Source organism: Bacillus sp. SIMBA_074 (assembly GCF_046534555.1).
Taxonomy (GTDB): domain Bacteria; phylum Bacillota; class Bacilli; order Bacillales; family Bacillaceae_G; genus Bacillus_A; species Bacillus_A mycoides.
In genome coordinates this window covers 1-368 of record NZ_JAWRYM010000185.1, presented here as the reverse complement: position 1 = coordinate 368, position 368 = coordinate 1, and the positions used below count along the sequence as shown (strand labels likewise).

Sequence of the window (368 nt, the reverse complement as noted above, 5' to 3'; positions counted from 1 at the left end):
ATAGTGTCGCCGCAAGTGAAAAAAGAAAATGTAGGGAATATAGTGTCGCCGCAAGTGAAGAAAGAGAATGTAGGGAACATAGTCTCACCAAACGTATCAAAAGAAAGTGTTATTATCCCGCAAGTAATACCGCCTAATATTCAAGTGCCGAACATAATGCCAATAATGGATAACAATCAACCACCAAATATAATGCCAATAATGGATAACAATCAACCACCAAATATAATGCCAATAATGGATAACAATCAACCACCAAATATAATGCCGATAATGGATAACAACCAAATGCCAAACATGATGCCGATAATGGATAACAACCAAATGCCAAACATGATGCCGATAATGGATAACAACCAAATGCCAAA

The 368-nt window shown here is 36.7% G+C and carries 1 pseudogene; it reads left to right on the top strand.

Annotated elements, in window-relative coordinates:
• Window positions 1–368, top strand: a pseudogene (locus SB773_RS30420) (peptigoglycan-binding protein LysM); the annotation flags it as partial.